The following is a 23,016-nucleotide window of genomic DNA, read 5'->3' as shown; positions in this document are numbered from 1 at the left end:
TGCAGGTCGCCGGCGTCGGCGGTGAGGAGGGTGGAGAGGATCTTCACGGCGGTGGTCTTGCCGGCGCCGTTCGGGCCGAGCAGCGCGAACACCGATCCGGCCGGCACCGCCAGATCGATGCCGTCGAGCACGGTCTTGTCCCCGTACGACTTGCGCAGCCCTTTGGCCGCGATGGCGAGTGAGTACGAAGTCTGCGATGTCGCTGTCGTCATGCCGCAGACGGTGCGGCAGGCCGCATTCAACGCGGTTTCAGGGTGGTTTCAGCGTCCCGGTGCCGGGACGGCCCTCTGTGCCGACCGCCTGTGCCGACGGCTCGCTGGCCGAGGCGGCGTCCACCGAGGTGCTGCGAGGAAGTGACCATGACCAGTGCCGCCGTGCCCGCCCCGCCCCACGCCGCCGGATCGGCCGACTGCGCCGCCCCGCGCGGACGCCTCGCCGCGGACCTGCGCGCCGTCCGCGTGCTGTGGCGCCGGGAAACGATCCGGTTGTCGCCTGGCCGCGGGACACCGTCGCGGGCGGCGGCGTGGTCGCCCTCGCGGTCGCCGCGGGCTCCCAACGGCTCGGTGTCGGTGCGGTGTCGGCGCGGTGCGCTCCGCCTGCCTGACCACTGCGGTTCTGGATCGAGGCCGCCGCACGGTGTGGCCGGAGCCGGGAGATCCGCTTGCGGGCCGCCAGGGCGAGTCGCCGTGCGCGTGCCGATGACGCGTCGTGCCGAGTGCGCGACAGCGGTGCTGCGGCATGGCGCCCTCACCGTCACCGAGGTCTGTAGGCAGGTGTGACAAGACCGGTCAGGAATCGAGAAGCCATGACCACCGAGCAGTCCCTAGCGTGAGGGTCATGGAAACCACCGCATCCACCACGGCCCTCGCCTCCGTCACCCTCGACGTGGCCGACCCCGAGGCCGCCCATCGCTTCTACACCGCCTTCGGAGTGGATGCGCACGTACACCTGCGGGCGTCCGAGGCGCACTCCACCGGATTCCGCGGTTTCACCCTGGCGCTCACGGTGTCCGGGCCGGCCACCGTCGACGGCTTCCTCGGCGCCGCCGTGGACGCCGGTGCCACGGTGCTCAAGCCCGCCGCGAAGTCGCTGTGGGGATACGGCGGCGTCGTCCGGGCGCCGGACGGGACGATCTGGAAGGTCGCGACCTCGGAGAAGAAGGACACCGGCCCGGCCACCCGCGAGATCGACGAGGTCGTCCTCCTGCTCGGCGTCGAGGACGTGAAGGCAAGCAAGCGGTTCTACGTCGGCCGGGGCCTGACCGTGGCCAAGAGCTTCGGCGGCAAGTACGCCGAGTTCGCGTCCGACGAGTCCAGCCGTGTCAGCCCTGTCAAGCTGGCGCTGTACAAGCGCCCGGGCCTGGCAAAGGACCTCGGTGTCCCCGCCGACGGCACCGGTTCGCACCGCGTCGTCCTGGGCAGCACCGCCGGCTCCTTCACCGACCCCGACGGATTCGCCTGGGAGACCGCCGAGTCGGTCACCCCCGAGCCGTCCACCGCGTCCGCGCATTCCTGACATCCGGACCCGCCCTCGCGTCACATCCCTGTCCGCGAGGAAACCGCCACGCAGCGCACGAAGCCTCCGCGGAGAACTCCCGGTGCGGCCGCCGAGGAACACAACGGATGCACCTCAGAAGAGCGGGCCGCGACGAAGGAGCACACGCGGGAGCAGAGCAGAGCAGAGCAGAGCAGAAGCAGGCAGTGGCACGGCGAGGTTCGCGGGCGGACACGTTCCGGGCGGAGAAGAAGGCGGCAGCGGGGCAGGACGATCGTGCGCACCCACCAGCACGCGGCTGGGCCCGCGGAAACGATCCTCGGCCCACGAGCCGGACGACCAGGCCATCGGCCGGTCCCGCGACGGACTGACCACGTGATCCATCCCGCCGCACGCGGCGACTGCCGCGCCGCCGCCCCTGGCCTTCTTCCTTCTTCCTTCCCGCCGGACAGGCCGGCGGGACGTCCCGGGCCATCGACGTGACGGGCCTCTAGCGGTAGCCGTAGCGTGCTCCCCGAGGATGTGGGCGGCCCGCACCCGGCCGGACGTGGCGGCCGGCAAGGCGTGATCCTCCGTCCCTCGTCGAGTGACCCCCGTCTTGCCCGCAGACACCGTCCGTCTTGCCCGCAGGCACCGCCGCCTCCGTCGTCGACCACCCTCCGACACCTTCCAAGGCCCGGGGCGAGGGCCGGACGGGCCGCCGGACATCTCCCCGAAATGATTGCTACTGAGGGGTAGGACTGCCCGGGAGGCTTGTTATACAGTCCGTTAACAAGCAGGGGCGGCGGCGCCACCAGCGCTCGCCGTGTGCGCCGTGGTCGACCCCGTACACCCATGCGGGCGCTCGCGCGGAGGACTCGCGCAGTGGGCACCTTCGCACGTCACCGGTGTCCGTCGACGCCCACACGCGCTGCCGATCAGGATGAACGGCCCGTCTCGAACTGAGGAGTTGGGAGCATGGCAAGCAGCACCGCCCGGCCGGGAGTTCAGGGAAGCGCTCGGGGCGGCGACGTCGCCGGGCGTCTGCTCGACTCGTCCGCGACGCTCTCCTACGACCCCCTGAAGGAGGTGGACTGGGAGACGCCGCTGGACAAGGACTTCCACGGCGCGAGCCCGGAGTGGAGCACCCTGTTCGGGACCTCGTACTGGAACGAACTCACCGAAGCCCAGCGCAAGGAGCTGACGCGGCAGGAGGCCGCCTCGGTCGCCAGCACCGGCATCTGGTTCGAGATGATCCTCCAGCAGCTGATCCTGCGCGACATCTACGCCAAGGACCCCACCGACGACACGGTCCAGTGGGCGCTCACCGAGATCGCGGACGAGTGCCGGCACTCGATCATGTTCGCCCGCGGCGCCAAGAAGCTCCAGGCACCGCCGTACCGGCCGCATCGCGTAGCGGTCGAACTCGGCAGGGCCTTCAAGACACTTGCCTTCGGTGAGGCCGCGTACGCCGCGATCCTGGTGGCCGAGGAGGTCCTGGACGTCATGCAACGCGACTGGATGCGCGACGAGCGGGTCGTGCCGTTCGTACGCACCATCAACAACATCCATGTGGTCGAGGAATCCCGCCACATGAAGTTCGCCCGTGACGAGACGCGCAAGCGACTGGCGAAGGCGGGCCGGGTACGACGGGAGATCCACGCCCTCGTGATCGCGGTGGCGGCCTACGTCATCGTGACGAGCATGGTGAACAAGGCCGTGTACGCCAACGCCGGACTGGACGCGAAGCGGGCGCTCGCCGAGGCGCGGGCCAACGAGCACCACAAGGCGATGATGCGCTCGAGCTGCTCCGGCCTCATGGAGTTCCTGGCCTCGGCGGGGCTGCTCACCAAGCCGGCCCTGGTGTTCTACCAGCGCGCCCACCTGATCTGACCGACCCGGCCTCGTCGCCGATCAGAGCGGACACCATGACCTACGCCATCACCCAGACTTGCTGCAACGACGCGACCTGCGTCGCCGTGTGCCCGGTCAACTGCATCCACCCGACGCCGCAGGAACGGGCGTTCGGCAGCACCGAGATGCTCTACGTCGACCCCAGAGCCTGCATCGACTGCGGTGCGTGCGCCGACGCCTGCCCGGTGGACGCGATCTTCCCCGTGGACGAACTGACCGGTCCGCAGCAGGCGTACGCCGACATCAACGCGGCGTACTACGCCCACGCTCCGGCCGCGCAACTGCCCGACGACAGCCCGAACTTCCACCGCTGGGACGAGCCCACGTTCGAGCGCGCCCTGCCGGCCGACTTCCGTCCGCTGCGCGTCGCGATCGTCGGCACCGGGCCGGCCGGCATGTACACAGCCGAGGATCTCCTCCTGCACACCAACGCGGAGATCACGCTGATCGACCGGCTCCCGGTGTCCGGCGGACTCGTGCGGTACGGCGTGGCGCCCGACCACCCCGCCACCAAGAAGGTCGGCGACACCTTCGCGCGGCTTCACACCCACCCCCGGGTGCGCATGCTCCTCGGCCTGGAGGTCGGAGAGCAGGTCACCGCCGAAGAGCTGGCCGCCCACCACGACGCCGTCGTCTACGCGGTGGGTGCGTCCGGTGACCGGCGCCTCGGCGTCCGGGGCGAGGACCTCACCGGCAGCATCCCGGCAGCCACCTTCGTCGCCTGGTACAACGCCCACCCCGATGTCGCACCCGACGCCATCGACCTGTCCGCCGAGCGCGTCGTCGTGGTCGGCACCGGCAACGTCGCCCTGGACGTGGCCCGCATCCTGGTCTCGGACCCGGAGGACCTGGCCGGCACCGACATCGCCGACCACGCGCTCCAGGCGCTGCGCGCGGGCAACGTACGCGAGGTCGTCCTCCTGGGGCGGCGCGGCCCCGAGCACGCGTCCTGCACCCGGCCCGAACTGCTCGCCCTCACTCATCTGCCCGGCGTGGAACTGGTCGTCGACGGCCACGACCCCCGCACCGGCCACGCCATCGACACCGCCGGACCGGACGACGTCGCCGCGCTGCTGCGGGGCGTCACCCGTGCGGACGTCGACTGGTCGCGCCCCCCGGCGGAGGGCCGACGTATCGTGCTGCGCTTCCACTCCGAGCCGGTGGAGCTGCTCGGCGGCGACGGCCACGACCGCGTCGGCGCGGTCCGCGTCACCGGAGCGACGGGTGAGGTCCGTCTCCCGGTGCGGCTGGTGCTGCGGGCGATCGGCTATCGGGGCGTGGCGATACCGGGGCTGCCGTTCGACGAGGCCACGGGAACGGTTCCGCACGAGGACGGGCGGGTGGCGGGGCGACCGGGTACGTACGTCACGGGGTGGATCAAACGCGGGTCCTTGGGCGGCATCGGCGCCAACCGGGCCTGCGCCGCACAGACCGTCGGCACCCTCCTCGCCGACGCGGTGGAGGGGACGCTGCCCGTGCCGGCCCGGTCGTCGCGGGAGTTCCTGCGCCTGGCGCGGCACCGCGCCCGCCACGTCGTGGACGCACGGGGGATGGCGGCCATCGACCAGGCGGAACTGTCCCGCGGCCGACGCCTCGGCAGACCGCGCAGCAAGCTCGCCACCGTCCCGGAACTCGTCGCCGCCTCCCGTCGCCGGCGCCGTCGCGACGGAGGTGCCTGAGACCGGGTGTCCGGGCCTCGTTACTCTGATTCACAGTCGCAATACAGAAAGTGGCGTTACGTGTGAACGGTGAAGCGGAGAGTGACGGGTCCGGACTCGGCAGCGATTCCGCACGCCGCCGCACGCAGGCGGCCGAACGCGCGCGGGCCGAGTCCCTGCGGGGCCACGGGCTGCTGCGCGGCGGGCCTGTCGCCGACGCCTACGCGTGCCTGCTGCTGGCGGCCCAGCACCTCACTGAAGACGACCCGGAACGGGCCCGCCACGCCCGCGTCACCGCGGCTGCCGCCGCCTGGGCCGCCGGAGACCGCGACGGCTACCTGGCCGCACTGGACCCCACGGCGGTGCCGGCGTCGTCGGACGCGGACCACTGCGTCCAGTCCGGCTGGCGGGACTACTGCGCGGGAATGCGCAGTGTGATGTGCGGCGAGTTCCGCACTGCGAACACCTTGCTGCGCCCGCTGATCGAGGCACTGTCGGTTCGGCAGGAGGCCCGCGAACTGCTCCGGGCGGGCACCATGGCCCTGGTGCTCGGTGACATCCAGGAAGCACGGCGGTCGCTCGGGCTGGCCCTCGCCGCGGCCCGGCTCAAGGACTCGCTCTCCCTGATCCCGGAAACGCTGGAGTACCTGGCCTACGCCGAACTCCGCGAGGGCCGTCATCACCAGGCCCGGGCCCACGCAACGGAAGGACTGGCCGTCGCGCTGCGGTTGGGGCAGCGCAACGTCGCCGCCCAGCTCCAGGCCATCCTGGCACTGGTCGCCTCCATCGCGGGTGACCTGGGCACCGTACAGACGCATGCCCGCGCCGCGCTGGAGGTGGCGCATCCGCACGGTCTGCTGCACACGATCACGCTGGCGGAGTGGGCGCAGGCGCGGGCCTACCTGGGATGCGGAAAGCCGGAACAGGCCGCCGCCAGGCTCGCTCACCTCGTCCGGCCCGGTCCTCGGCGGGGTCACTTCGGGCTGTGGATCCTCGCCGTGCCGTGCTTCGTCGAGGCGGCCGTCCTCGCCGGCCATGACCCGCAGGCCGTCGACATGACCGACACCTACGCGCTCTGGGCGGACCTGGGCGCCGACCCCCAGGCTCCGGCGTTGCTGGCGCGCTGCCGGGCACTGCTGGCGCCCTCCGACCGGAGCGAGGAGCTGTACCGCACCGCTCTGGCGCACCATGAAGCGGTGTTCGGTCCCTTCGAGCACGCGCGCACGCATCTGTCCTACGGGATGTGGCTGCGCCGTCGCCGTCGCCCGATGGAAGCGAGACAACAACTGCGCGAAGCCCTCGTGGGGTTCGAGCGCTGCGGAGCCGACATCTGGGTGCAGCAGGCGCGTTCCGAGCTCAGGGCCGCCGGCGAAGCCGTCACCCCCGGGCAGAGCGGGCCACTGGCGCTGCTGACCCCGCAGCAACTGCGGATCGCCCGCCTCGTCGCGGAAGGGGCCACCAATCGGGAGGTCGCCTCCCGGCTCTCTCTGAGCATCCGGACGGTGGACTACCACCTGCGCAACGTCTTCGCGCACCTCGGTGTCCGTTCCCGGCTGGGGCTCGCCCGCCTTCTGGCCGGCGAGGACGCCGCCGGCACCACGGCGGACCAGGAGTTCCCGGAGTCGCCGACGCCGCCCTGACCCGCTGCCGCCGACGTGCCGGCCGCGTGACGTCGGCGCTCCGGCCGCACCCGGCGGGGGCTGCATGCCGCCCCGGTCAGGGGGCGGCATACAGCCCGGGGCTCACGAGGTGTGCGGGCAGTTGCCGCGGTACTCCTCGATGGTCGTGCTCGCCCGCGGGATCGGGCACAGGAACTGCTCGTAGCGGGTGTCGTTGTCGATGAACCGCTTCAGCCAGGAAATGCTGTACTTCGCGATCGTCGTGTTCGACGAGTTCGGGGTGAAGTGCGTCGCGCCGTTGAGCTCCAGGTAGGCCTTGTCCAGGGTGGACGGCAGGCTCTGGTAGAAGGGCTCGGCGTGCGAGGAGACGGACGCGACGGTGTCGCCGTCCGCTCCGATCACCAGGGTGGGCGTCTGTATCTCCGGCCAGGTCTTGTCGGTGTTCCACGGGGTGAGCGGGATGGCGGCCTGCAGCGACGGGCGGTCCTTGGCCGCTTCGAGGGTGCCGCCGCCGCCCATCGAGTGCCCCATCACTCCGAGGCGGGAGCTGTCGATCCGGCTGCGGACGCTGCTGCTCTTGGTGAGGTAGTCCAGCGCGGCCAGCAGCTCGTCACCACGGGTCGCCGGCTGGTCGGACGTGGTGAGCGTGTCGATGGTGAACACGACGAAGCCCTGGGACGCCAGCCGGGGCCCCAGCCACGCGATCGACGACTGGTACGCGGTGTAGCCGGGTGCTATCGCCACCGCCCCGAAGGTGCCGTCACTGCTGCTCGTCGGGTAGTAGATGGTGCCGCCGCCGAAGCCGGTCACGCCGAGCCGGGAGACGGTCGTCTGCGAGACGGCGTACGAGCCCCTCGTCGCCTCGATACTGGCGGTGGTGGGCGCCGGGCCGCGCTGGTAGGGATTGTCCGCGGCGTCCGCGCCGCCGGTGAGGGTCGTGGCCAGACCGGCGACGGCGGCGACGGTGGCCAGCAGGCCCACGAGCCGGCCGCGCGGGCGCCGGCGGTGACGCGCCGGGGCGACTGCCGACGCGGGAGCGGGGGAGGGAGCGGAAAGCGGGGATTCTTGCACGGACGGGTCCTTTCGACCGATCCCGTGCGCCACACCCGGGCGGGGAACTCCACTGGCGCCTGCCCGCCGGCTTCGGGCTGACAGGCAGGCGTGGCGCGGCATCACGGAACCAACGTGTTGTTGCGGGTGTCGCACCAGCGGTGCCCGGCCCCCGGCCGGCGCGGGAGCGGACGGCTCGCAGGCATCCCCGACCGGACAGCCACGGCACGCGTGTCGACCGCGGCCGCCGCCCAGTGGGAGGAGTCCATGGCGAGCCTCTTTCCGCCCGTGCGCACACCTGGTGGGGCCAGGACGATGGTGGGACCAGGACGGCCGGGCTTCGGGGCCCGGACCGCTGTAAGCAGCAACAACTTAGGACCGGACCGGCTCTCGGGCATCGGCTGAATCACCAGTCACAGCGCCGGCGTGCCCGGGGGGGTTCCCGCAGAGGACGCTCAAGCCGTGCCGTGCGTGTCGCGCCGTGCCGTGGCGGGCGGTCAGAAGGCGTACCGGACGCGTAGCCAGGGAGCGTGGGTGGAGATCAGGCCGCGGAGGGTGGCGACCGCCTCGGCCTTGACCTGGTTGCGGTAGCGGACGTTGAGGGCGCCGTTCTGGGAGCGCTTGGCCTGCTGGAGGCCAGGCTGCCACAGCACCTCCTCGGCGCGGGGGTGCCAGCCCAGGTTGACCTCGTGGAGCTCCCGGTTGTGCGTCAGCATGATCACCTCGGTGGCGGCCTGCCGCTTGACGCGGTCCGGCAGGACGTCGTCGAGATGCCGGAGCAGCTCGGCCCAGTCCGCCTGCCAGCCGGGGCGCACCACCACGGGGGAGAGGTTGAAGTGCACCTCGTAGCCGGCGTCCAGGAAGTCGGCGGCCGCGGCGATGCGGTCGGCCACGGGCGAGGTGCGGACGTCCAGCAGTCGGGAGTCGTCCGTGGGCATGAGGGAGAAACGGATGCGGGTTCGGCCCCGGGGGTCGAGGGCCAGCAGGTCGGGGTTGACGAACTTCGTGGCGAAGGAGGCCTTCGCGGTGGGCCACTGCCGGAAGGCGTGCACGAGATCCGCGGTGTTGTCGCAGATCAGGGCGTCCACCGAGCAGTCGCCGTTCTCGCCGATGTCGTACACCCACGCTTCGGGGTCGCACTGGTTCGGCTCGGCCTTGGGGCCCAGCTTTCCGATGTGACGGCCCAGGTGGGCGATGATCCGGTCGATGTTGGTGAAGACCGTGATCGGGTTGGCGTACCCCTTGCGGCGCGGTACGTAGCAGTAGGCGCAGGCCATCGCGCAGCCGTTGGAGGTGCCCGGCGCGATCCAGTCGGCCGACCGGCCGTTGGGGCGGGTGGTGAGGGTCTTCTTCTCGCCGAGGACGAGCGTCTCGCCCTTGACGCGCACCCATCGGTCGACGTTGCCTTCGTTGCCGTGCAGCCCGGGGATGCGCCAGTGCGACGCCACCTCGACGACCTGGGCGGCGGGGAAGCGCGCGATGACCTGCCGGCCGCGGGGGGAGGCGGCCGCCGCGGGTTCCGCGTGGATCTCTCGTACGGGCAGCAGGCGGCGGGCGGTGGGGGAGTCACGGAAGAGAGGGCCCGAGGGGCTCGGAGGGGCCGAAGGGGTCGGAGGCGCGGCGGAGTCACCGATGCCGAGGGCGTCGAGACCGAACAGGGCGTCGGAGCCGTCGTCCGGTGCGGCGGACGGGTGGGCCATGGCTGCTCCGGGGCGGGGCGGGGCGGGACGGTGAGGTGCGGCGGTGCGGTGCGGTACGGAGGGGGCGACCGTAGTGTCCGGGTTCGGGTCGGTCGGCCGTGTATGGGTGAAACGGGATGTTCCACTGTACGTGTACCGGGCGTACGGGTCTTCCCCGGTGCCGGAGTGGGTGCGGGGCGTCTGCCGCCGGGTTGCGGCTTCGCGCAATGTGGCCTGTGTCACACCTCTAACACCTAGTGTCCACTAGGCATTCGGATTCATCATCGAGCCGCGCGGCTGAAACGTTTCGTACCGGTCGCGAACAGATGGCCACTCCGTTAACGGCGCGCTTCTCCTCGCCCCCGCACCTGGCTGACCCCCGAAAGGAGCGGTCTCGTGACACCGACGTCAGCGAGCCCCTCGCTCGATGCAGCACCCGCCCCGCACCCTGAGAGGTGGACCCCGCGTCTCGTCGGTGTCCTGATCGCCCTCATCTGGCCCACGCAGTTGCTGGTCACCGTCGGCATCCTCGGCTCCAACGCCACCGCCGACGTGGCGCAGCACTTCCACACGACGCAGGTGGCCTGGTTCTCCCTGGTCGTGACGCTGGTCTCCGCCCTGCTGAGCCCCTTCGTCATCAAGCTCGGCGACCTGTACGGCAAGAAGCGGATCATGCTCGCGATGATCGCCCTCGGTGTCGTGGGCGACGTCATCGCCGCGACCGCGGGCAGCTTCGAGATCCTGCTGGTCGGCCGGGCCCTCGCCGCCTGCTACGGCCCCTTCCCGGCCCTGTCCTTCCCCGCCGTGCGGGACATCTTCCCCGCCCGCCTGGTGAAGTCCGCCAGCGGCATCCTGGGCAGCAGCCTCGGCCTGGTCGCCCTCGTCTCGCCCTTCCTCGCCGGCTGGCTGATCGACGACTGGGGCTACAAGGGAGCCATGTGGTTCATGGCCGCCGCCACCGCCGTCTCCTTCGTCCTGGTGGCCACCCTGGTGCCCGAAACCCCGAGGCACGCCTTCGAGCCCGGCTTCGACTGGCTCGGCGGCCTGGTCCTCGGCGGCGGCCTGGCCGTCCTCGTCTACGCCGTGGGACAGGGCCAGACCTGGGGCTGGGCGAGCGGGCGGACGCTGGGCTGGCTCGCGGTCGGCGCGGCCGCCCTGATCGGCTTCCTGCTCGTGGAGCGGACCAGCAAGCACCCGATCCTCGACCTGGGCGTCCTGCGCCGCCGCGCGGTGGCGACGACCGTCGTCTCCGGCGCGCTGGCCCAGGCGGTCGCCTACACCGCCCCCGTCGTCGCGATCCTGCTGGCGCTCTACCCGCACATCCCCGGCGTCTCGGCCGGCTTCGGCTGGACCGCCCAGCACAGCGCCGAGGTCGGCGTCACCTGGAACCTGCTGCTGTTCGTCACCGGCCTGGTCGCCAGCCGGTTCCTGCGCGGCGTCGACACCCGGCGCATCTGGTGGGCCGGACTCGCCACGATGGGCCTGGGCTTCCTGCTGGCGGGCTTCTTCCACGCCGGTGCCGTCCAGCTGACGTGGACGATGTGCGTGGCCAGCCTGGGCAGCGGTCTCGTCGTGGCCGCCGCGCCCGTACTCGTCGTCGGCGCGGTCTCCACGGACGAACAGGGCCTGGGCAGCGGCATGCTGACCATGCTCACGCACGTCTTCGGGGCGGTGTTCAGCGCCGCGATGTTCGCCGCGCTCGCCGCCGACAGCACCGTCCTGAAGGGCACCGCGTTCTACGGCGACAGCGGCTACGCCTCGGCCTTCTGGGTCGGCGCCCTGCTCAGCCTGGTCGCCCTCGTGATCGGCCTCTTCATCCCCGCGCTGCGCGAGCCGGAGGAGGACCCCCGACCGGCGGTCGCAGCCGTCTGAACCGCACCCCGTCTTGGCTCGGCCCGGCCACGTTCCCCGTGGCCGGGCCTCCGGAAAGGCATCGATGTCGCACCACAGGACCGCCGGGACTCACCGGACCGCCTGGACCGCCTGGACCGCCTGGACCGCTCAGGTGATCACCCCCCACCTGCCCGAGCCCGAGCCCGAGCCCGAGCCCGGGGACGGGGACGGGGCCGGCCCGCCCGTCGGCCAGGCCCGGCCGGCCGCGCTCGTGCGCGGCGACTTCACGGTGCGGGCCGGCGTGCGCGCGGCCCGGCTGACGGTCACCGCACTGGGCGTGTACGAACTGGAACTGAACGGCACCGTGGTCGGCGACCATGTCCTGGCCCCCGGCTGGACCAGCTACCGCCACCGGCACCGCTACCACTCCTTCGACGTGGCCCCGCTGCTGCGCACGGGCGCCAACGCCTGGGGCGCCCACCTGGCGGACGGCTGGTACCGGGGCCGGCTCGGATTCAACGGCGGTACCCGTGACATCTACGGCCCGGACACCGGTCTCCTCGCCGAACTGCGGATCGAGTACGCCGACGGCACGACGGAGACGGTCACCACCGGCCCCGGCTGGCGCGCGTGTCACGGGCCGGTGCTCGCCGCGGGTCTGTACGAGGGCGAGCACCACGACGCCCGCCGTGAGCGGCCCGGCTGGAGCGAACCCGGCTTCGACGACTCCGGCTGGCACCCGGTGCGGGTGCTCGACTTCGACACCGCCGTGCTGTTCCCCGCCGACAGCCCGCCCGTGCGCCGCGTGCAGACCGTCCGGCCCGTCGCCGTCACCGAACTGCCCGACGGCCGCGTCCTTGTGGACTTCGGGCAGAACCTCGTCGGACGCCTGTGCATCCGGGTGCGCGGTGAGGCGGGGCGGACGGTCACCCTGCGCCACGCCGAAGTCCTGGACGAACGAGGCGAGTTGTGTGTACGCCCACTGCGCACCGCCGTCGCCACCGACCGGTACACGCTGCGCGGCGACCCGGACGGCGAACAGTGGGAGCCGCGGTTCACCTTCCACGGTTTCCGGTACGCCGAAGTGGACGGCTGGCCGGGCGAGTTGACGCCCGACGACGTCACCGCGGTCGTCCTCCACAGCGACCTGCGCCGCACCGGCTGGTTCTCCTGCTCCGACCCCGGCCTGGACCGGCTGCACGAGAACGTCGTGTGGGGCATGCGCGGCAACTTCCTCGACGTGCCCACCGACTGCCCGCAGCGCGACGAACGCCTGGGCTGGACCGGCGACGTACAGGTCTTCGCCCCGACCGCCGCGTTCCTGTACGACGTACGCGACTTCCTGCGGTCCTGGCTGCGCGACCTGGCCGCCGACCAGAGCCGTGACGACGACGGCATCCCGCCGGTGTTCACACCCGAGATCCCGGTCATCGCCGACGTTCCGCTGCCGCCCGGCAACCCTCCGATGGCCGGCTGGTGCGACGCCGCCGTCATCGTGCCCTGGGTCCTGTACGAGCGGTACGCCGACGCGGACGTGCTGCGCGCCCAGTACCCGTCGATGCGGGCGTGGGTCGACGCCGTCGAACGCATCGCCGGCCCGGACCGGATCTGGGGCGAGGGCTTCCAGTTCGGCGACTGGCTGGACCCCACAGCCCCTCCCGAGGACCCCGGCAGGTCGACGACGCCCTCCGACCTGGTCGCCACCGCCTACTTCGCCCGCTCCGCCCGCCTGCTGGCCCGCGCCGCCGAGGTCATCGACGAGAAGGACGACGCGGTCCGCCACGACGCCCTCGCCGACTCGGTGCGCGATGCCTTCCGGGACCGTTTCCACGCGGGCGGCGGCCGGCTGACCGAGGAGACGCAGACCGCGTACGCGCTGGCGCTGTGCTTCGGCCTGCTGGACGGCCCGGACGAACGGGCCGTCGCCGGTGACCGGCTCGCCGCCCTGGTCGCCGCACGCGGCCACCGCATCGGCACCGGCTTCCTCGGCACGCCTCTGGTGTGCGACGCGCTCACCGCGACCGGACACGTGGACACGGCGTACCGGCTGCTCCTCGAGCGGTCCTGCCCGTCCTGGCTCTACCAGGTGGACATGGGCGCGACCACGGTGTGGGAACGCTGGGACAGCATGCTGCCCGACGGAAGCGTCAACCCCGGCGAGATGACCTCGTTCAACCACTACGCGCTGGGCGCGGTCGCCGACTGGATCCACCGCACGGTCGCCGGCCTGGCCCCGGCCGCGCCCGGCTACCGCCGCCTGCTGGTACAGCCCCGCCCGGGTCCGGGCCTCACCTGGGCGAAGGCCGCGCACGAGACGCCGTACGGCCGCGCCGAGGTGTCCTGGCGCATCACCGGACACGCCCTGCTCGTCGACGTCCTGGTGCCGCCCGGCACCACCGCCGACGTCCGTCTGCCGGGCGCCGAACCCGTCGAGGCCGGACCCGGCCGGCACGCTTTCCGCACCCCGTACGCACCCCACGCCCCCTCTACCCATCACGCCCCCCACACCCCCCACCCCGCCCCCACGCAGCACGAGGAGCAGCAGTGAACCACCCCCCGTACCTGGACCCCGCCCGGAGCGTGCTCGAGCGCGTCGCGGACCTGCTGCCCCGGATGACGGTGGAGGAGAAGGCCGGACTCGTCTTCCACCACGTGATCGGCCCGGCACCGCAGGCCGCGCCCGCCGGACGCACCGCCGAACAGATGCTCTCCGAGAGCCGGATGACGCACTTCAACGTCCTCGGCGCCGCCTCACCGCGCGAAATGGCCGAGTTCCACAACCGGCTCCAGGAACGGGCGGCCCACACCCGCCTCGGCATCCCGGTCACCCTGTCCACCGACCCGCGGCACGCCTTCACCGACAACCCGGGCACCGCGATGATGGCGGGCCCGTTCTCCCAGTGGCCCGAGACGCTGGGTCTCGCGGCCGTGGGTGACGCCGGTCTCGTCCGCCGGTACGCGGACACCGTGCGCCGCGAGTACCTCGCCGTCGGCCTGCGGGTCGCCCTGCACCCGCAGATCGACCTGGCCACCGAACCGCGCTGGGCGCGCATCTCCGGCACCTTCGGCGAGGACGCCGACCTGACGTCCCGCCTGGTCGCCGCCTACATCGAGGGCCTGCGCGGACCGGGCGACGGCCTCGGACCCGACAGTGTCGCGGCGATGGTCAAGCACTTCCCGGGCGGCGGCCCGCAGCTCGACGGCGAGGACCCGCACTTCGCCTACGGCAAGGAACAGGTCTACCCGGGCGGCTTCTTCGACTACCACCTCAAGCCGTTCAGGGCGGCCATCGCCGCCGGGGCGACCCAGATGATGCCGTACTACGGCAAGCCGGTCGGCACCGAACACGAGGAGGTCGGCTTCGGCTTCAACAAGGGCATCATCACCGGGCTGCTGCGCGAGCGGCTCGGCTTCGACGGCATCGTCTGCACCGACTGGGGCCTGGTCACCGACCAGCTCGTCATGGGCGAACCCCACGCGGCCCGGGCCTGGGGCGTCGAACACCTCGGCGCGGCCGAACGCATCCTGAAGATCTTCCACGCGGGCGCCGACCAGATCGGCGGCGAGTCCTGCCCCGAGCTGGTCGTCGAACTCGTCCGGCAGGGACACCTGGAGGAGTCCCGGCTCGACGCCTCGGCCGCCCGGCTGCTCGCCGAGAAGTTCCGCCTCGGCCTGTTCGACGAGCGCCGCTACGTCGACCCGGACGCGGCCGAGGCCACCGTCGGCCGCGCCGACTTCCGCGCCGCCGGCGAGGCCGCCCAGCGGGCCGGCCTCACGCTGCTGAAGAACAGCGACACCCTGCTGCCCCTCACCGGCACCCCGCGGCTGTACGTCGAGGGCGTCGAGGCGGAGATCGCCGCCGCGTACGCCCCGCTCGTCGACGATCCCGCCGACGCCGATCTCGCGGTGCTGCGGCTGAACACCCCCTACGAGCCGCGCCCCGGTCTGTTCGAGTCCTTCTTCCACGCCGGACGGCTCGACTTCGACGAGGACCGGCTCAAGGAGATCCTGGCGCTGCTGGACACGGTGCCCACCGTGGTCGCCGTCCACCTGGAACGGCCCGCCGTCATCCCCGAGATCGCCGACCGCAGCGCTGCGCTGCTCGCCGCGTTCGGCGTCGGCGACCGGGCCCTGCTGGACGTGCTGTTCGGCCGGGCGGAGCCCCAGGGACGGCTGCCGTTCCAGCTGCCGCGCTCGATGGCCGAGGTGGAGGCGGGCCGCCCCGACGTACCGCAGGAGAGCCCCGACCCGCTCTACGCCTTCGGTGACGGCCTGCGGTACGCGCCGCAGGACTGACCGCGCCGCCGGACCTGGAGCCCCGCCACCCGCTGTCCGCTAGCGACATCCGCCACCTGGCTCACAGACCCTTGCCGTCCGCCGAGATCGACCGCAGCAAGTGGTCCAGGTGCGAGCGCATGACCCCGATGAGGTCGAAGGCGCGGCCGCTGGCGAGCCACTGCAACCGCAGTCCCGAGTCGACGGCCGCACACTCCCGGGCGATCGCCTCGTGGTCCAGGTCCGGTTTGAGCTCTCCGGCCTCGCTCCCGGCGTGCAGCCGCTCGGCCAGCTCGCGGACGCCCTTCTCCTGCCACTGGGAGAAGAAGTCGTGCGCGGGGTGGCCGGGGGCGGTGGCCTCGGCCGCCAGCACCACGGACAACTCGACGATGCCGGGCATGCGCAGCGCGTCCTCCATGTCCTCGACATGGCACCGGAACGCCTCCCGTACCGAGTCGGGCACGCGTCTCCAGCGCTCGTCCAGCTGGTGGTGCCAGTACTCCACGACGGCCTGGAGCAACTGCTGCTTGCCTCCGAAGTGGTGCAGGAGTCCGGCGTCGGTGATACCGGCGTCCCGCGCGACCCGGGCCAGTGAGGTGTTGTGGTAGCCGTCCTCGCCGAACCGCCGCATGGCCGCTTCCAGGATCTGCGGCCGCCTGGCCTGTCCCGCCGCGTAGGCGCCGCGCGGCCCTCTAGGTGTCCCCATGGGCACAACGTTAACGGGCCGCCGGAAGCACGCAGCCGGTGGCAGCAGTGACAAGACGGTGCGGACCTGGGACCCGGTCTCCGGCGAGGTGCTGCGCACGTTGACCGGTCACCGCAGGCCGGTGCACGCGGTGGCGTTCAGTCCGGACGGCTCCCGCCCTGCCACCGGCAGTGAGGACAGGAGTGCCACGCAGTCAGTCCGTGTCCCGTTCGCCCCTTCACCGTCCTGCGGCCGTCTTCCCGGTGCTCTTCTGCTGGGCCTTCTTCTCGGCCTTCTCCGCTTTCTCCGCTTGTCCGGGCGGTTGCCGTTCCAGGCTCCCGGCCGTCGGGCCGCTCCGCGTTGTCGCGGTCGGTGTGTCCGTCTCGCTCGGTGCGGCTTGTCGCGTCTCGGGAGCAGAGTCGCGGGCGGCCACGTCGATGGCTGCCGTGCGGCTCGGGTCCTGGGAAGCGGAGCGGCCGCTGTGCCCGGCTGCGTCGCCGGAGGGTGCGCCGGCGGCGGCGTCGCGGTCAGAGGACGGCGTCCCCGCAGGGTCCGTCCCCTGCTGCCCTGTGCCGCCGGGAGGATCCGCCTCTCCGGTCGGAGCACTGGTGGCCCTGGGCGTGCTTCGGTCACTGCCTTGTGGCGCGGAGTCTCCGGTGACGGAGAGGGCGGTTGCCATGACCGCGGCGAGGGCGACGGTCGCGCCGGCCACCAGGGTGCGCCCACGCGCGGGCGCGGTGCGGGCAGGGGCCTCGCCTCTGTCGGGCAGCGGATTCATGTGCGTACGGTGGTCAGCCGTCTGCGACGGTCCGTGACCGGCGACGAGACGGGTGGCGGGCACCGACGGGCCGGCTTCAGCGCCCGCTGTGTCGGCCAGCGCCGCCAAGGCGCCGGCGCAGTCGCGGGCTGTCGGGCGGTTCTGCTCGTCCAGGGAGGTCATGTCCCGCAGCAGGGAGGCCAGTTGGTCCGGCAGGCAGTGCGGCAGGGCGGGCTGGCGGTGCAGTCGCGCGATCGCGGCTTCGAGAGGACCGCCGTCGTACTCGAGCCTTCCCGTGAGGCATTCGAGGAGCACCAGGCCGAGGGCATAGATGTCGGCGGGCCGGCCGACCGGCTGGCCGAGCACCTGCTCGGGGGAGAGGTAGGCGGCGGTGCCGACGAGTGTGCCGGTGGCGGTGCGGGTGGTGGCGTCCAGCAGCCGGGAGATCCCGAAGTCGGTCAGGTAGGGGCGCTGAGAGGCGTCCAGGAGAATGTTGGACGGCTTGACGTCTCGGTGGACGACTCCTGCTTCGTGTGCGTGAGCCAGCGCGTGGGCGAGGTCGGCGCCGAGTGCGGCAGTCGCTCCGGGTGCCAGTGGGCCCTCGGCGATACGCTGTCGCAGCGTGATGCCTTCGATCAGTTGCATGACGAGGAAGACGCGTCCGTTGTGCCGTCCGGCGTCGTAGGCGGTGACCAGTCCGGGGTGGTGCAACCGTGCCAGGATCACTGCCTCGCCGTGCACGTTGTCCTCGATGCCGGTGTCGATGCCGGTGTCGGGCCGGAAGACCTTGACCGCCACCGGTCGTCGCAACCGCAGGTCGAAACCCCGGTGGACATCCGCGGCGCCGCCCGAACCGAGGAGACCGTCCAGACGGTACCGGCCGCTCAGCACCTCGGCGGAGCACCGGGAAGCCATGGCCCGGGCCGACTCACGAAGCCTCATTCCCTCTCCCATTGCGTCAAGGGGCGGATGCCCCTGGCGAGCCGTGGCCGACGCGCCGCCGGACGCAGGTACCCAGGAGGAGCTGGAATAGCCCCACGTTCTCGCAGGCAGAGGCGGTCTCGGGCGGACGGAAGGCGATGGTGGCCGGCGGGGAACACCGTGCATAGCACTGCGGACGGGAATGTGCTCAGAGTTCATACTCTTAGACACTGATCGCCGAGTCATGCCCATGTCGGTGATCTGCCGGGGCCGCTCGACGTGAAGGTTTGGTCAGTCGTCCGCCGTGGGTACCGGCCGCAATGCGGCTATAGCTAAGCCAGCAGGCCAGCCAGTTAGCTAGCTAGTCAGCCGCCCGTCGTGGCGTGGTGTGGCGTGGTGTGGCGTCGGCGCCGGGGGCTGGTGCCTATCGGCTGATGTCGACACTTTGCTGGATTGTCTCCGAAGGTGTGGCGTTCGAGCATGTGAACTGAATCCTGCCAGACCTCTTGCCAGTGCAGGAGGGGCCGCCTATCGTCTGCCGCCAGAGAAAGCGCTTTCTCGATGTCTTGGAAGCGCCTGAAGAGTCAACCGTCGCGGGGGCCGCCGCGACGTGTGCACGAGCCGCCGACGATCCGCCATGTCGAGATCACCCGATGTCGACATGCCAGGGAACGAAGGGTGCACATCATGACGCACGCGTGTCGCACCAACCGTGGAGCCCTCAGAGGTGACGGCTTCTCGACGCCCCGCCGGCCGGAGTGCCGGATGCGCCGGTCGCCCTGAGCGATGGGGCACGGGAAGGCGATCCGAGGACGGATCCACGAGCGAACAGCCCGACGCTCCCAGCTCCGGGGACCGGCGATCCGGCTGGCGATCCAGCCGGCGATGCAGCCGGTGATCCAGTTCCCGCTGGCTGTCACACCGGTCTGACCCCCTGCTCGTCCGGCGGCCTCCGGGCGGTGCGCGCGGCCGCCAGTGTGCTGCGCCGGCATCGGATGCCAGAGGGCGCACGACGAATCAGCTGACCTTGGTGCACGACGAATCAGCTGACTTTGGTGCATGACGAATCAGCAGACTTTGGTGAATCAGGAGACGATGATGAGACGAACTGTCGCACTGCGGCTGTCCGCGGCGTCGACCGCGATAGCCCTGGCGTCCGCGGTCGGGGTTGTCCTGTCGATGCCGACGGCGTCGGCGGCCACCGGCAGCGCCACCGGCTACGCGACCCAGAACGGTGGCACCACCGGCGGGGCGGGCGGACAGACGGTGCGTGCCACCACGGGCACGGCGATCCACGCCGCTCTGTGCTCACGAGCCAGCAGCAGCACGCCGATCGTCATCCAGGTCGAGGGGACGATCAACCACGGCAACACCACGAAGGTGTCGGGCGGCAGCTGCAACACAGCGGCCGGCGTGATCGAGCTCAAGCAGATCAGCAACGTCACGATCGTCGGTGTCGGCAGCGGGGCCGTCTTCGACCAACTGGGCATCCACATCCGGGAGTCCAGCAACATCATCATCCAGAACGTGACCGTCCGGAACGTGAAGAAGTCCGGCTCGCCCACGTCCAACGGCGGCGACGCGATCGGGATGGAGAGCGACGTCCGCAACGTCTGGGTCGATCACACCACCCTGGAGGCGTCGGGCGGGGAGTCGGAAGGATACGACGGCCTCTTCGACATGAAGGACAACACGCAGTACGTGACACTGTCGTACAGCACCCTGCGCAACTCCGGCCGGGGCGGCCTCATCGGGTCCAGCGAGAGTGACCTCTCCAACGGCTACGTCACCTTCCATCACAACCTCTACGAGAACATCGACTCCCGTGCGCCCCTGCTGCGCGGTGGCACGGCCCACATCTACAACAACCACTACGTGAGCCTGAACGAGTCCGGCATCAACTCCCGCGCCGGGGCGAAGGCGAAGGTGGACAACAACTACTTCGAGGACTCCAAGGACGTCCTGGGCACCTTCTACACCGACCAGGCAGGCTACTGGCAGGTCAGCGGGAACGTCTTCGACAACGTGACCTGGTCCAGCCCCGGCTCCGAGAACAAACCGGCCGGCCCGAACCCGCAGTCCACCACCACGGTCGGCATCCCCTACTCCTACGCGCTCGACGCCGCCGCCTGCGTGCCGGACGTCGTCAGCCGCACGGCGGGCGCCGGCACCGGTCTTCAGGTGTCGAACGGCAACTGCACGCCGCAGAACCCGACACCGAACCCGACCACGACTCCCACCCCCACTCTCACGCCGACCCCCACCCCCACGCCGAGTCCGACCCAGCCCAGCGGGACCAACCTCAGCCTCGGAGCCGGCTCTGACGGCTCCAGCAAGGCCACGGGCACCAGCTACGGCAACGTCCGCGACGGCGACCTGAACACCTACTGGTCTCCGGCCGGCGCGACCGGCTCCGTCTCCGTCAAGTGGGGTTCCGCCACCACGGTCTCGCGCGTCGCCATCCGGGAGGCATCCGGATCCGGAGGGAGCATCGGCTCGTGGAGGGTCCTCAACGCCGACAACGGTGCCGTCCTGGCCTCGGGCAGCGGCGCGGGCACCATCGGCTTCCCGCAGACCTCACTCAGCAAGATCACTTTTGAGATCACCGGGTCGACCGGCACGCCGAAGGTGGCCGAGTTCGAGACCTACGGGTCATAACGGCGCAGTACCTCACGACTCATCGAGGCGTGGAGGGTGGGTGGTGCCACAGCCCGGCACCACCCACCCTCCACGTTCGCATGCTGCGTTCGCATGCCGCGCTCGCGCGCGAGCGCACCCCGGTCCAACAGGGAGTAAGAGGTCAGGCAACGCGGGTGGCCCCCGCAGGTCGCACGGCGGGGGCCGCCCGCGTTCCCGACGGGCTCAGTGCGGGACGGACGGCCCGAGGAAGGACACCGCTGTCTCCTGGCCGCCGCTGTCATGGCGCGACCGTTCCGGGGCATCCGGTGATGCATGAGGGCGATGACCACAAGACGTCTGCGGTGCCTGGGAGTTGTGCTGGCGGTGCTGCCCATCGCCGTGGGCTGCGGCGGGAGCGATGACCAGAAGCCCGGCTCCGCGGGGAAGTTCGGCACGTCCTTCTCCGCGGCGGTGGAGAGCCACCTCCTGATCACGACCGACAACGGGGTGCGGCTGCGCCCCGCCGACGGTGACCGGGTCGGCGTGGACGAGCATGTCGACGATCACTGGGCCCACCACGACGACACCTGGACCCTCGATCTGTCGTGCCCCGAACCGTCTGCGGACGGCACCCCGTGCCCCCGTATGCCGCAGGTCCGGATTCCCGACGGTGTGAGCGTCACGGTCACCGCCCGCAACGCCGGCGTCGATGTGGCGGGCGTGACCGGCACGTTGGACCTGACGACGGTCAACGGCGATGTGACAGTGACCCGTTCGGGACGCGACGACGGGAAGGTGCGGCTGTCCACCCGCAACGGCTCGGTGCGGGCCACGGGTCTCGCAGCGGGGAGGCTGTCCGCCGGGACCACCAACGGGGATGTGGCCCTGGCGTGCGCCGCGGCGCCTTCCGGTATCACCGCGGTGACCACGAACGGCTCGGTCGACGTCACCGTGCCGCACGACACGCCCGCCTACCGGGTGTCCGCGGTCACCGGGAACGGTCGCACCACGGTGACGGTCCCCACGCGCGACGCTGCCCGCAGCCGCACCATGACGCTGACGACGGTCAACGGGGACATCGCGGCACACCGGGACTGAACGTGCCGCGCACCGTACCGGAGATCGAAGTGACCCACCCAACTTCGGCCAGGACTCGACTGTTTGAGCCACCGAAAGATCAATAACCTGTTGCCGCAGACACGCATCTACCCCGAGGAGTTCCGTGTCCACTGCCCAGCAGGTGCCCGACATTCTCTCGCCCGAGTTCGCCGCGGACCCCTACCCGGCCTACGCGGTGATGCGGGAGAAGAACCCCCTGATCTGGCACGAGGCCACCCAGAGTTACATCATTTCCCGCTACGACGACGTGGAACGCGTCTTCAAGGACAAGAAGTCGCAGTTCACGACCGACAACTACAACTGGCAGATCGAGCCGGTCCACGGCAAGACGATCCTCCAGCTCAGCGGACGCGAGCACGCGGTACGGCGCGCACTGGTGGCCCCCGCCTTCCGCGGCAGCGATCTGCAGGAGAAGTTCCTGCCGGTCATCGAGCGCAACTCGCGCGAACTGATCGACGCCTTCCGGCACTCCGGCTCCGTCGACATCGTCAGCGACTACGCGACCCGCTTCCCGGTCAACGTCATCGCGGACATGCTGGGCCTGGACAAGGCCGACCACGCCCGCTTCCACGGCTGGTACACGGCCGTCATCGCCTTCCTCGGCAACCTCTCCGGCGATCCCGAGGTGACCGCCGCGGGGGAGCGCACCCGGGTCGAGTTCGCCGAGTACATGATCCCGATCATCCGCGAGCGCCGCGACAACCTGGGCGACGACCTGCTGTCCACGCTCTGCGCCGCCGAGGTCGACGGTGTCCGGATGAGCGACGAGGACATCAAGGCGTTCTGCAGCCTGCTGCTCGCCGCCGGCGGCGAGACCACCGACAAGGCGATCGCGAGCATCCTGACCAACCTGCTGATGCACCCGGACCAGTTGGCGGCGGTCCAGGCGGACCGGAGTCTGATCCCCGCCGCGTTCGCCGAGACGCTGCGCTACACCCCGCCGGTCCACATGATCATGCGGCAGTCGGCCACCGAGGTCGAGGTCGCCGGTGGCACCATCCCGGCGGGGGCCACGGTGACGTGCCTCATCGGAGCCGCCAACCGGGACGAGCGCCGCTTCCGCAACCCCGACCGGTTCGACGTCTTCCGCGACGACCTCAGCACGACGTCGGCGTTCTCGGCCGCCGCCGACCACCTCGCCTTCGCCCTCGGCCGGCACTTCTGCGTCGGCGCGCTGCTCGCCAAGGCGGAGGTCGAAGTCGGGCTGAACCAGTTGCTCGACGCCATGCCCGACCTCCGTCTCGCCGACGGCTTCGACCCGGTCGAGCAGGGCGTGTTCACCCGCGGCCCGCAGTCACTGCCGGTGCGCTTCACCCCGGTCACCGGCTGAGCGCCCCGGCGTCCTTCCGCCGTCGGTCCACGTCCTCCGCGGACACGGGGAGCCGCACCCCCCTCGCTGTGCCCGCGGAGGACA

Annotated in this window: 15 protein-coding genes and 1 pseudogene; 11 read left to right on the top strand and 5 right to left on the bottom strand. The window is 71.3% G+C overall.

The window, feature by feature from the left end:
• Positions 1 to 212: ATP-binding cassette domain-containing protein (locus tag ACWD0J_RS32495; RefSeq protein WP_451499441.1), on the bottom strand; the 212-nt coding region annotated here is incomplete at its 3' end.
• Positions 213 to 837: 625 nt separating this feature from the next.
• Between ACWD0J_RS32495 and ACWD0J_RS32490 the strand changes: the two genes are divergently transcribed.
• From ACWD0J_RS32490 to ACWD0J_RS32475, 4 genes are all read left to right on the top strand, one after another.
• A complete protein-coding gene (locus ACWD0J_RS32490; RefSeq protein ID WP_451499440.1) occupies positions 838 to 1,515 on the top strand; it encodes a glyoxalase in 678 nt (225 codons plus the stop codon).
• A gap of 936 nt (positions 1,516 to 2,451) precedes the next feature.
• Positions 2,452 to 3,366, top strand: coding sequence for an AurF N-oxygenase family protein (locus ACWD0J_RS32485; protein ID WP_451499439.1), 915 nt, complete (start codon positions 2,452 to 2,454; stop codon positions 3,364 to 3,366).
• A gap of 35 nt (positions 3,367 to 3,401) precedes the next feature.
• A complete protein-coding gene (locus ACWD0J_RS32480; protein WP_451499438.1) occupies positions 3,402 to 5,066 on the top strand; it encodes an FAD-dependent oxidoreductase in 1,665 nt (554 codons plus the stop codon).
• 62 nt (positions 5,067 to 5,128) lie between these two features.
• A complete protein-coding gene (locus ACWD0J_RS32475; protein ID WP_451499437.1) occupies positions 5,129 to 6,685 on the top strand; it encodes a helix-turn-helix transcriptional regulator in 1,557 nt (518 codons plus the stop codon).
• A 102-nt stretch (positions 6,686 to 6,787) separates the two neighbouring features.
• Here ACWD0J_RS32475 and bdeA read toward each other — a convergent pair whose 3' ends face one another.
• Both bdeA and ACWD0J_RS32465 read right to left on the bottom strand, forming a co-directional pair.
• Positions 6,788 to 7,735: a bis(hydroxyethyl) terephthalate hydrolase gene (bdeA, locus tag ACWD0J_RS32470; RefSeq protein ID WP_451499436.1), complete on the bottom strand. Its 948-nt coding sequence runs from the start codon at positions 7,733 to 7,735 to the stop codon at positions 6,788 to 6,790.
• A gap of 476 nt (positions 7,736 to 8,211) precedes the next feature.
• Positions 8,212 to 9,414, bottom strand: coding sequence for a spore photoproduct lyase family protein (locus tag ACWD0J_RS32465; protein ID WP_451499435.1), 1,203 nt, complete (start codon positions 9,412 to 9,414; stop codon positions 8,212 to 8,214).
• A 375-nt stretch (positions 9,415 to 9,789) separates the two neighbouring features.
• Here ACWD0J_RS32465 and ACWD0J_RS32460 point away from each other — a divergent pair, with 375 nt between their 5' ends.
• From ACWD0J_RS32460 to ACWD0J_RS32450, 3 genes are all read left to right on the top strand, one after another.
• Positions 9,790 to 11,265, top strand: coding sequence for an MFS transporter (locus ACWD0J_RS32460; protein WP_451499434.1), 1,476 nt, complete (start codon positions 9,790 to 9,792; stop codon positions 11,263 to 11,265).
• Between the two features lie 64 nt (positions 11,266 to 11,329).
• A complete protein-coding gene (locus ACWD0J_RS32455; protein ID WP_451499433.1) occupies positions 11,330 to 13,774 on the top strand; it encodes a family 78 glycoside hydrolase catalytic domain in 2,445 nt (814 codons plus the stop codon).
• Positions 13,771 to 15,522: a glycoside hydrolase family 3 protein gene (locus ACWD0J_RS32450; RefSeq protein ID WP_451499432.1), complete on the top strand. Its 1,752-nt coding sequence runs from the start codon at positions 13,771 to 13,773 to the stop codon at positions 15,520 to 15,522. The genes ACWD0J_RS32455 and ACWD0J_RS32450 overlap by 4 nt, the downstream gene beginning before the upstream one ends.
• A 61-nt stretch (positions 15,523 to 15,583) precedes the next feature.
• Here the strand turns inward: ACWD0J_RS32450 and ACWD0J_RS32445 are convergent, their stop codons facing one another.
• Entirely contained in the window at positions 15,584 to 16,207 is a 624-nt protein-coding gene (locus ACWD0J_RS32445; RefSeq protein ID WP_451499431.1) for a TetR/AcrR family transcriptional regulator, read from the bottom strand.
• Here ACWD0J_RS32445 and ACWD0J_RS32440 point away from each other — a divergent pair.
• Positions 16,206 to 16,379, top strand: a pseudogene (locus ACWD0J_RS32440) (hypothetical protein); the annotation flags it as partial. The gene ACWD0J_RS32445 and the pseudogene ACWD0J_RS32440 sit on opposite strands and share 2 nt — an antisense overlap.
• Positions 16,380 to 16,424: 45 nt before the next feature.
• Here ACWD0J_RS32440 and ACWD0J_RS32435 read toward each other — a convergent pair.
• Positions 16,425 to 17,885 (bottom strand): protein kinase domain-containing protein, encoded by a 1,461-nt coding sequence (locus ACWD0J_RS32435; RefSeq protein ID WP_451499430.1) that lies wholly within the window; start codon positions 17,883 to 17,885, stop codon positions 16,425 to 16,427.
• A 1,077-nt stretch (positions 17,886 to 18,962) separates the two neighbouring features.
• Between ACWD0J_RS32435 and ACWD0J_RS32430 the strand changes: the two genes are divergently transcribed.
• The 3 genes from ACWD0J_RS32430 to ACWD0J_RS32420 all read left to right on the top strand — a co-directional run bounded on the left by ACWD0J_RS32430 (position 18,963) and on the right by ACWD0J_RS32420 (position 22,932).
• Positions 18,963 to 20,522, top strand: coding sequence for a pectate lyase family protein (locus ACWD0J_RS32430; protein WP_451499429.1), 1,560 nt, complete (start codon positions 18,963 to 18,965; stop codon positions 20,520 to 20,522).
• A gap of 303 nt (positions 20,523 to 20,825) precedes the next feature.
• Positions 20,826 to 21,581, top strand: a complete 756-nt coding sequence (locus ACWD0J_RS32425; RefSeq protein ID WP_451499428.1) for a DUF4097 family beta strand repeat-containing protein — start codon at positions 20,826 to 20,828, stop codon at positions 21,579 to 21,581.
• Positions 21,582 to 21,705: 124 nt separating this feature from the next.
• Positions 21,706 to 22,932 carry a cytochrome P450 gene (locus ACWD0J_RS32420; protein ID WP_451499427.1) on the top strand — a complete coding sequence of 409 codons (1,227 nt, stop codon included), beginning with the start codon at positions 21,706 to 21,708 and terminating at the stop codon, positions 22,930 to 22,932.
• The last annotated feature ends 84 nt before the right edge of the window (positions 22,933 to 23,016 follow it).

Source organism: Streptomyces sp. NPDC003011, assembly GCF_053591515.1.
Note: the sequence above shows the minus strand (reverse complement) of the source record. Positions and strands in the feature narration are given on the sequence as shown.

Bases quoted from the DNA above. Each gene is read 5' to 3' on its own strand.
- ACWD0J_RS32480 (WP_451499438.1), top strand. From the start codon at position 3,402: ATGACCTACGCCATCACCCAGACTTGCTGCAACGACGCGACCTGCGTC.
- ACWD0J_RS32465 (WP_451499435.1), bottom strand. From the start codon at position 9,414: ATGGCCCACCCGTCCGCCGCACCGGACGACGGCTCCGACGCCCTGTTC.
- ACWD0J_RS32455 (WP_451499433.1), top strand. From the start codon at position 11,330: ATGTCGCACCACAGGACCGCCGGGACTCACCGGACCGCCTGGACCGCC.
- ACWD0J_RS32430 (WP_451499429.1), top strand. From the start codon at position 18,963: ATGAGACGAACTGTCGCACTGCGGCTGTCCGCGGCGTCGACCGCGATA.
- ACWD0J_RS32435 (WP_451499430.1), bottom strand. From the start codon at position 17,885: ATGAGGCTTCGTGAGTCGGCCCGGGCCATGGCTTCCCGGTGCTCCGCC.
- ACWD0J_RS32445 (WP_451499431.1), bottom strand. From the start codon at position 16,207: ATGGGGACACCTAGAGGGCCGCGCGGCGCCTACGCGGCGGGACAGGCC.
- ACWD0J_RS32425 (WP_451499428.1), top strand. From the start codon at position 20,826: ATGACCACAAGACGTCTGCGGTGCCTGGGAGTTGTGCTGGCGGTGCTG.
- ACWD0J_RS32485 (WP_451499439.1), top strand. From the start codon at position 2,452: ATGGCAAGCAGCACCGCCCGGCCGGGAGTTCAGGGAAGCGCTCGGGGC.
- ACWD0J_RS32490 (WP_451499440.1), top strand. From the start codon at position 838: ATGGAAACCACCGCATCCACCACGGCCCTCGCCTCCGTCACCCTCGAC.